The organism is Rudaea sp. (genome assembly GCF_036383415.1).
Lineage (GTDB): Bacteria > Pseudomonadota > Gammaproteobacteria > Xanthomonadales > Rhodanobacteraceae > Rudaea.
The window spans coordinates 1-8,403 of the sequence record NZ_DASVOK010000054.1 but is presented as its reverse complement, the minus strand read 5'-3'; the positions used below and the strand labels follow the sequence as shown (position 1 = coordinate 8,403).

Here is an 8,403-nt window from a genome sequence, read left to right as displayed (position 1 = left end):
CATGAAAGCCGCGCTGCCCGAGAGCGTGGTCAAATTCCTGCGCACGACCAGCGGCCCGTGGGACGCACCGCTGTCCGGCCCGGAAATGCCACTGCCCACACTGCCGCCCGAAGGCGACATCGACCTGCGCAAGGCCGACGCGAAGCTGCTCAAGCTCGCTGCCGCGACCTCGCCGCCAGCCGACGTGCTCGGCAGCAACAATTTCGCCGTTGGCGGATCGCTGACCCAGACCGGCGCGGCGATGATCGCCAACGACATGCACCTCGGCCTGCGCGTGCCGAACATCTGGTTCCGCGCACGACTGCAATATCCGAATCCGCAGCGCGCGGGCGAGAGCATCGACCTGATCGGTGTCACCCTGCCCGGCCTGCCCTCGCTCGTTGCCGGCAGCAACCGCCATGTTGCCTGGGGTTTCACCAACAGCTACGGCGACTGGCTAGACTGGGTGCGCGTCAATCTCGATCCGGCCGACAAGAACCGCTATCGCGCGGCGGACGGCTCGCAGCCGATCACGAAAAGTACAGAAATCATCAAAGTGCACAACGCACCCGACGAGAAACTCGAAGTGCGCGACACGCAATGGGGTCCGATCCTCGCCGACGACGCCGACGGCACGCCGCTCGCGCTGGCTTGGACGGCGCTGCAGCCCGGCGGCATCAATATCGAACTGCTCAATCTCGATGCCGTCACCAGCGTCGACGAGGCGATGGCAGTCGCCAACCGCGCCGGCATGCCAGCGCAGAACTTCACCGTCGGCGACACGGCCGGCAATGTCGGCTGGACGATCGCCGGGCGCATTCCGCATCGTGTCGGCAATTGCGACCCGCAGCTGCCCTGCGACTGGAGCCAGCCTGGTAACGGCTGGGATGGCTGGCTCGATCCGGCCGACTACCCGCACGTCACCAACCCGCCCGCCGCGCGCATCTGGACGGCGAATTCGCGCACGCTTGATTTCGACTCGCCCGCGTACACGCGCGTCGGCGATGGCGGCTTCGATCTTGGCGCGCGCCAGCGCCAGATTCGCGACGACCTGCAGGCGAAACAGCAATTCGCGCCGGCCGATTTCCTCGCGGTCCAGCTCGACGATCGCGCCTTGTTCCTGCAGCCCTGGCACGAGCGCCTGCGCGACGTGCTGGCGAAAGCGGGCTCGCCCGACCTGGCTGATATGAAAAAGTATACGGACGACTGGAACGGTCGCGCCGATCCAAAATCGGTCGGCTATCGCCTCGCGCGCGCATTCCGCCTCGAGGTGACGGACACGGTGCTGAGCGGTTTCGCTGCCGCGGTGCGCGCGAAGTATGCCGATTTCAAGTTTCCGCCGCAGCTCCACAGCGAGCACCAGATCGATGCGATCCTCGCGCAGAAACCGTTGTATCTGTTGCCACCGGGCTACGCCGACTGGGACGACCTGCTGCGCCAGTGCGCGCAGCGCGTCGCCGCCAAACTCGGCGCGCAGCCGGGCGGGCTCGCCGCGCGCAACTGGGGCGAGGTGACGAAGACGAACATCGCCCACCCGCTCAGTGCGGCGGTGCCGCTGCTCGGCAAGCTGATCGACATGCCCTCGGAAGAACTGCCCGGCGACAGCAACATGCCGCGCGTGCAGGGCGCCACGTTCGGCGCAAGCGAACGCTTCGGCGTGCAGCCGGGGCACGAGGAGAGCGGCTACTTCCACATGCCTGGCGGACAAAGCGGCAACCCGCTGTCGCCGTTCTACGGCGCCGGCCACGAAGACTGGGCGCAGGGCAAGCCGACGCCATTCCTGCCCGGCGAGACGAAGTATAAATTGGTATTTTTAACCAAAGGGTAAACGCAGCATGACGACCAAAACCCTGAACCTCGCAAGCGTCGCGACCAAAGCCAACCTGTTCGCCGACGGCAAGTGCGTCTCGCACACGCTGCACTTCGCCGACGGCAGCCGCAAGACGGTCGGCGTGATCCTGCCCTCGACGCTGACCTTCAACACCGGTGCGCCGGAGATCATGGAAGGTGTCGCCGGCTCCTGCGAATACCGCCTCAACGGCAGCGAGGCGTGGATCAGGTCCGGCGCCGGCGAGAAGTTCAGCGTGCCGGCGAACTCGAAGTTCGAGATCCGCACGAGCGAGGGCTATCACTACATCTGCCACTTTGGCTGAGCACGCTATTCCTGTCAGCCGGGCTGCGTAGGGGGCGCGATTCATCGCGCCCGCTCCGTGGTGCGGTTCGTCGACGCGAACGGAAAAGCGGGCTCGATAAATCGAGCCCCTACGAAAGCAACCGTTCGGCGATTCGCAGAAACAGCGTCGGCAATTTTTCGAGTTCATCGAGCGCGACGTGCTCGTCGATCTTGTGGATCGATGCGTTGATCGGCCCGAACTCGACGACTTCGGCGCCGAGCGGCGCGATGAAGCGCCCGTCCGAAGTGCCGCCGCCCGTGTTTGCTTCGGGCACGAAGCCGCAAAGTTCGTGGATCGCCTCACTCGCCGCAGCACGCAACGCGCCCTCGCGCGTGAGAAACGGTTTGCCCGACAAGTCCCAGGCGATTTCGAAATCGAGGCCGTGACGGCGCAGGATCGCGTCCACGCGTTCGCGCAGCGAGTCGGCCGTGCTCTCAGTGCAGAAGCGGAAATTGAAATCGACTTCGAGCGCGCCCGGCACGACGTTGAGCGCGCCGGTGCCTGCATGCACGTTGGATATCTGCATCGAAGTCGGCGGGAATTCCTCGTTGCCGTCGTCCCATTTCGTCGCCGCGAGTTCGGCCAGCGCCGGCGCGGCGAGATGGATCGGATTCTTCACCTTGTCGGGATAGGCGACATGTCCTTGTACGCCGCGCACGACGAGTCGCGCCGACAGCGAACCACGCCGGCCGACGCGCATCACGTCGCCGAACGTCTGCGCGGACGAAGGCTCGCCGACCACACACCAGTCGATGCGCTGGCCGCGGCGGCGGAATTCCTCGACGACGCGGCGCACGCCATCGAGATTGGTCGGCCCTTCCTCATCGCCCGTGATCAGCAGCGCGATCGTGCCCTTGTGCTGCGGATGCGCCGCCACGAACGCTTCTAGCGCAAGCGTCATCGCCGCGACGCCGCTCTTCATGTCGGCTGCGCCGCGGCCGTATAGACGTCCATCGCGGATCGTCGGCTCGAACGGTGGGCTCGTCCATTTCGCGAGCGGCCCCGGCGGCACGACATCGGTGTGGCCGAGGAACACGAGCACCGGTTCGTCCGTGCCGTGCGTCGCCCAGAGATTGTCGACTTCGCCGTAGCGCAGGCGTTCGATCGTGAAGCCCGCGCGCGCGAGGCGATCGGCGAGGAGTTGCTGGCAGCCGTGGTCTTCCGGCGTGACCGAGGGACGGCGAATCAGGTCGATCGTGAGGTCGAGGATGTCGCTCATGCGCCGAAGATCTGTTTGAACAGCTTGTCGGTGAAGCCGAGAGTGATCTCACCACCGCGCACCACGACAGGGCGGCGAACGAGTGCGGGATATTCCTTGATCAGCAGCAGCCACTCCGGATCGGACTCGGGCGACTTGCGGTTCGGCGGCAGGTTGCGCCAGGTCATGCCGGTGCGATTGACGAGCTTGTCCCAACCGCCGACCTGCTTCGCCCAATCCTTCAGCGTAATCGCATCGACGCGGTGCTCGCGATAGTCGACGAACACATACTCCACCTTGTGCTTGTCGAGCCACTTGCGCGCCTTCTGGCAGGCGCTGCATTTTTCCAATCCGTATACTTTTGCCGTCATATCAGTCGCCGCTGCGCAACAACTCGTTGATCGAAGTCTTGCTGCGCGTCTTCTCGTCCACCTGCTTGACGATCACCGCGGCGTAGAGGCTGTGGCTGCCGTCCCTCGCCGGCAACGAGCCGGCGACGACAACGCTTCCGGCTGGCACGCGGCCATAGCTCACCTCGCCCGTGGCGCGGTTGTAGATGCGCGTGGACTGGCCGATGAACACGCCCATGCCGATCACGCTGCCACGCTCGATCACGCAGCCTTCGACGACTTCCGAGCGTGCGCCGATAAAGCAATCGTCCTCGATGATCGTCGGCCCGGCCTGCAGCGGCTCGAGCACGCCACCGATGCCGACTCCGCCGGACAGGTGCACGTTCTTGCCGATCTGTGCGCACGAGCCGACCGTGGCCCAGGTGTCGACCATTGTGCCGGCGCCGACGTAGGCGCCGATGTTGACGAAGCTCGGCATCAGCACGACGTCGCGTGCGATGTGCGCGCCGCGGCGCACGACGCTGCCGGGCACCACGCGCGCACCGAGCGCGCGGAATTTTTCCTCGTCATAGCCTTCGAAACGCAGCGGCACCTTGTCGTAGTACGGCGCGGGCTCGGCACTCATCACCTTGTTGCCGTGGATGCGGAACGACAGCAGCACGGCTTTCTTCAGCCACTGGTTGACCTTCCATCCGCCCTGCCCGTCGGGTTCGGCAACGCGCAGTTCGCCGCTTTCGAGCAGATCGAGCGCGCGCTTGATCGCGGGACGCAGAGCGGATTCGATTTCGGCGGGTTGCAGGTCGGCGCGGCGCTCCCACGCCGAGTCGATGGTGTCCTCAAGAGATAACATAAGTCTCCACGGTCTGGGTGTTCATTGCGCTCGGCGCGGCGAGGCGTTCGATCAGTGCCTCGCGCAGCACCTTGCACGCGTCGGCATCGAGCATGCGATTGTATTCGTCGGTGAGCTGAAAGAAATCCTCGACGCGCTCGCCGAACGTTGCGATGCGCGCGTCATGCACGCGCAGCTTGCACGCACGGAACACCTGCGCCACCGCGGCGAGCAGGCCGGGGCGATCCGAGCAGACCAGGGCGAGCTGGGTGCGTCCACTCTGCGCGTCGTCGCGGAATTCGATACGCGTGGGGATGTGGAAGTGGCGCAGCCGGCTCAGCGGCCGCTGCGCGCCGACCGAAACCGGATACGGGTCCAGTCGCAAGGTTTCCTCGAGCGTCGAACGCAGGCGCTGCACTGTGCCTGGGTCGAGCATGCGCGAGTTCGCATCGAGCACGAGGAAGTTGTCCATGCCCATGCCGCTTTTCGAGGTGACGATGCGCGCGTCGAGCACGGACAGGCGCATGCGTTCGAACACGGCGGTCACCGCGGCGAACAGGCCGTCACGGTCCGGCGCGTAGACGAAGACTTCGCTGCCGCCGCGCGGCCCCTGCGGATCGACGAGCACGAGCGGCGCCTTCGCGTCGCTGGCGTTGGCGATGCCCGCCGTCTGCCACGCGATCAGGCCGGGCTTGAAGCGCAGGAAGGTTTCCTCGGGGAAATCCGACCAGATGCGCCCGATCGACTGCGCCGACAGGCCGAGTTCGGCCAACGCCTCGTAGGCCTGCGCCTGCGCCTCGCGCACGCGCTCGGGCACGTGCGGCGGGCGCTCGAGGCCGCCGCGCAGCGCGTAGCGCGCACTCGTGTAGAGGTCGGCGAGCAGCTTATCCTTCCACGAATTCCACAGCTTCGAACTCGTGCCGGCGATATCCGCGCAGGTCAGCAGGTAGAGATAGTCGAGCCGCTCGGAGTCCTCGACCGTGGCGGCAAAGCGATGCACGACATCGGGATCGTTGATGTCCTGGCGCTGCGCGGTGACGCTCATGTGCAGATGCCAGCGCACAAGCCAGGCGACGAGATCGATGTCGGCCGCGGACAGGCCGAGCGTGGCGCCGAATTCGCGCGCATCCTTCTCGCCAAGTTCGGAGTGATCGCCACCGCGGCCCTTGGCGATGTCATGGAACAAGGCGGCGAGGATCAGCAGCTCCGGCTTGGCCAAGCGCTCGAACAGCTGGTGAGCGAGCGCAAATTCACGGCTCTTGTCCGCATCGGCGAAGCGCGCGACGTTGCGCAGCACGCGCATCGTGTGCTCGTCGACCGTGTAGACGTGGAACAGGTCGTACTGCATGCGCCCGACGACCTTGCCGAACGCGGGCAGGTATTGCGCGAGCACGCCGTAGCGGTTCATGCGGATCAGCGCGTCGATCGCCGGCGCGCCCTTGCGCAGCAGACGCGCGAACGCCGCGTTGACCCCGTCATCGAAGGCGAGATCGCGACCGATCTTCGTCAATGCCTCGTTGATGCGGCTGACGAGGTCGGCGCGCAGGCCTTTCACTTCGGGATGCTCGACCCAGATGCGGAACAGGTCGATCAGCGCGGCCGGACGCTTGAGGAAAAGATCGGGCGGATCGCAGTCGAGGCGTCCGCCGAGGCTGACGAAGTCGATGCTGAGCCGCTGCGGCACCGACGCGGAATCCGCATCGAGCGCCTCCTCGCAGCGCTGCACGAATTGTTCGTTGAGCCGCGCGATGACGATCGCGGCGCGGAAGAAGCTTTGCATGAACTGCTCGACGCCGAGGTTGCGCGCATGCTCGTCGGTGTAGCCCAGGCGCTCGGCCAGCAGGCGCTGGTAATCGAACAGCAGGCGTTCTTCGGGGCGTCCCGCGGCAAGATGCAGCGCATAGCGGATGTGCTGCAGGCGCGCGCGCGCGGCCTCGACCGCGACGGCTTCGTCCGCGGACAACATGCCGCGCCCGACCAGCGCCTCCAGCGTCGGCGCATCGAACAGGCGCTTGCCCAACCACAGGATCAGGTGCAGCGCGCGCAGGCCGCCGGGGCCGTCCTTGAGATTCGGCTCGAGGTTGTAGGCGGTGTCGTTGAATTTGGCCCGGCGCTGTTCCTCCTCGCTGCGCTTGGCGGCGAAATACTGCGCCGGCGGCCACAGGGTTTCGTCGTGCATCAGGCGCGCAAATTCGTCGGCAAGCGTGGTCGAGCCGAGCAGCAGGCGCGCGTCGAGCAGACTGGTGTAGATCACTGCGTCTGCGCCGGCCAGCTCGCGGCATTCGGCCAGCGTGCGCACGGCGTGGCCGGGCTTCAAGCCGATGTCCCACAGGCAGGTGAAGAACGATTCGACCGCGCGCAGCGCCGCTGGCTCCGGTTTCGGCACGCTCAGTACGAGCAGGTCGACGTCGGAGTAAGGGAACATCTCCTCGCGCCCGAAGCCGCCCGCAGCGAACAGCGCGAGCATCTCGCTCTCGCCGACACAGGCGATCCAGACGTGGGCGACGATGCGCTCGACTGCGCGCGAGCGCGTGCGGATCAACTCGGAAGTGGCCGCGTCGTAGCGATCGCGATCGATCGCGGCGAAGGCCTCGGCGAGGCGACGGTCGGTATCGCCGAGCAATTGCCGCAGCGCGAGCCGGGCCTGCTCGGACACGCCCGAACGCGGCACGCTTTTCGGCAGGCGCGGTAGTGCGATCGCGAGAGCGGAGGAGTCGGACATGGACGGCGCAGCGGGGTCGAAAGTCGAACGCGGAGGGCCATCTTCGCACGAGGCGGTCCGACTTTTAACCGTCCTGCGTCATGCCGCCTTCGGCCAGGGCGTGAGGATCTCGAAGCCGTCATCGGTCACGGTGACCGTGTGCTCCCATTGCGCGGACAGCGAATGGTCGCGCGTGACCACGGTCCAGCCGTCGGGCAGCAGGCGCGTGTCGCGCTTGCCGGCGTTGATCATCGGCTCGACCGTGAAGGTCATACCCTTCTCCAGGCGCAGGCCCTGGCCGCGATGGCCGTAGTGCAGCACCTGCGGGTCCTCGTGGTAGATCTGGCCGATGCCGTGGCCGCAGTATTCGCGCACGACCGAGAATCCGGCCGCCTCGGCGTGCTTCTGGATCGCATGGCCGATGTCGCCGAGCGTCGCGCCGGGCCGGACCTGGCCGATGCCAAGCATCATCGCCTCGTAGGTCACCGTGCACAGGCGCTGCGCGCGCACGTCGGGCTTGCCGACGTAGTACATGCGGCTCGTGTCGCCGTGCCAGCCGTCCTTGATCACGGTGACGTCGATATTGACGATGTCGCCGTCCTTGAGCACCTTGCCCGGGCTCGGGATGCCGTGGCAGATGACGTGGTTGACCGAGGTGCAGATCGTCTTCGGGAAGCCCTTGTAGCCGACGTTGGCCGGGATCGCCTTCTGCACGTCGACGATGTAGTCGTGGCAGATCCTGTCGAGATCCTCGGTCGTCACGCCCGGTTTGACGTGCGGCACGACCATTTCCAGCACCTCGGCGGCGAGCTTGCCGGCGACGCGCATTTTTTCGATCTGTTCGGGGGTTTTGATGGTAACGGGCATGCTTTTCTCGGTCCGGCCCGGGGCTGCTTGTCCCCAAGCGGGTCCACAGGCTATAATTTCAAAGTTTCGCGGGCCGCTGCAACCACAGAAGCCGGCTTTCGAAATGCGGTCGAGGGAGCAAATTCCCAAGTCCGCCGGGCATTCCGCCCAAATCCGCACACGTGTCGATACCGTTGTCGGGGTGCTTCGATCCCTTCGGGAAACGAGGTCGCCAACGCTGGACACGTGGAGGTTAAACCCCGGACTCATCGCGCCAACGACAACGCGCGAGGATGTCCATTGCAGTGAGAGTATACAATGCCTCA

At 65.9% G+C, this 8,403-nt stretch carries 7 protein-coding genes; 2 read left to right on the top strand and 5 right to left on the bottom strand.

Features of this window, described 5'->3' with window-relative positions; all coding sequences use genetic code 11:
* Together VF497_RS01840 and VF497_RS01835 are read left to right on the top strand one after the other, a co-directional pair.
* A partial coding sequence (locus tag VF497_RS01840) for a penicillin acylase family protein (RefSeq protein WP_330885681.1) occupies nucleotides 1-1,807 on the top strand: 1,807 nt, incomplete at its 5' end.
* Between the two features lie 7 nt (nucleotides 1,808-1,814).
* The gene (locus VF497_RS01835; protein WP_330885680.1) at nucleotides 1,815-2,132 is read left to right on the top strand and encodes a pyrimidine/purine nucleoside phosphorylase; all 318 of its coding nucleotides are present in this window, start codon (nucleotides 1,815-1,817) and stop codon (nucleotides 2,130-2,132) included.
* 109 nt (nucleotides 2,133-2,241) lie between these two features.
* Here the strand turns inward: VF497_RS01835 and dapE are convergent, their stop codons facing one another.
* The 5 genes from dapE to map all read right to left on the bottom strand — a co-directional run bounded on the left by dapE (nucleotide 2,242) and on the right by map (nucleotide 8,098).
* Nucleotides 2,242-3,372 carry a succinyl-diaminopimelate desuccinylase gene (gene dapE, locus VF497_RS01830; RefSeq protein WP_330885679.1) on the bottom strand — a complete coding sequence of 377 codons (1,131 nt, stop codon included), beginning with the start codon at nucleotides 3,370-3,372 and terminating at the stop codon, nucleotides 2,242-2,244.
* The gene (locus VF497_RS01825) at nucleotides 3,369-3,722 is read right to left on the bottom strand and encodes a Spx/MgsR family RNA polymerase-binding regulatory protein (RefSeq protein WP_330885677.1); all 354 of its coding nucleotides are present in this window, start codon (nucleotides 3,720-3,722) and stop codon (nucleotides 3,369-3,371) included. Before VF497_RS01825 ends, dapE begins: the two co-directional genes overlap by 4 nt.
* Nucleotide 3,723: 1 nt before the next feature.
* The gene (gene dapD / locus VF497_RS01820; protein ID WP_330885675.1) at nucleotides 3,724-4,551 is read right to left on the bottom strand and encodes a 2,3,4,5-tetrahydropyridine-2,6-dicarboxylate N-succinyltransferase; all 828 of its coding nucleotides are present in this window, start codon (nucleotides 4,549-4,551) and stop codon (nucleotides 3,724-3,726) included.
* Entirely contained in the window at nucleotides 4,538-7,252 is a 2,715-nt protein-coding gene (glnD, locus tag VF497_RS01815) for a [protein-PII] uridylyltransferase (protein ID WP_330885674.1), read from the bottom strand. The genes dapD and glnD overlap by 14 nt, the downstream gene beginning before the upstream one ends.
* 78 nt (nucleotides 7,253-7,330) lie before the next feature.
* Complete coding sequence (gene map, locus VF497_RS01810) at nucleotides 7,331-8,098, bottom strand: type I methionyl aminopeptidase (RefSeq protein WP_330885673.1); 768 nt, start codon at nucleotides 8,096-8,098, stop codon at nucleotides 7,331-7,333.
* Nucleotides 8,099-8,403: the final 305 nt, after the last annotated feature.

Excerpts from the sequence above, each read along its gene's own strand:
- VF497_RS01835 (WP_330885680.1), top strand. The coding sequence starts at position 1,815 with ATGACGACCAAAACCCTGAACCTCGCAAGCGTCGCGACCAAAGCCAAC.
- dapE (WP_330885679.1), bottom strand. The coding sequence starts at position 3,372 with ATGAGCGACATCCTCGACCTCACGATCGACCTGATTCGCCGTCCCTCG.
- VF497_RS01825 (WP_330885677.1), bottom strand. The coding sequence starts at position 3,722 with ATGACGGCAAAAGTATACGGATTGGAAAAATGCAGCGCCTGCCAGAAG.
- dapD (WP_330885675.1), bottom strand. The coding sequence starts at position 4,551 with ATGTTATCTCTTGAGGACACCATCGACTCGGCGTGGGAGCGCCGCGCC.
- glnD (WP_330885674.1), bottom strand. The coding sequence starts at position 7,252 with ATGTCCGACTCCTCCGCTCTCGCGATCGCACTACCGCGCCTGCCGAAA.
- map (WP_330885673.1), bottom strand. The coding sequence starts at position 8,098 with ATGCCCGTTACCATCAAAACCCCCGAACAGATCGAAAAAATGCGCGTC.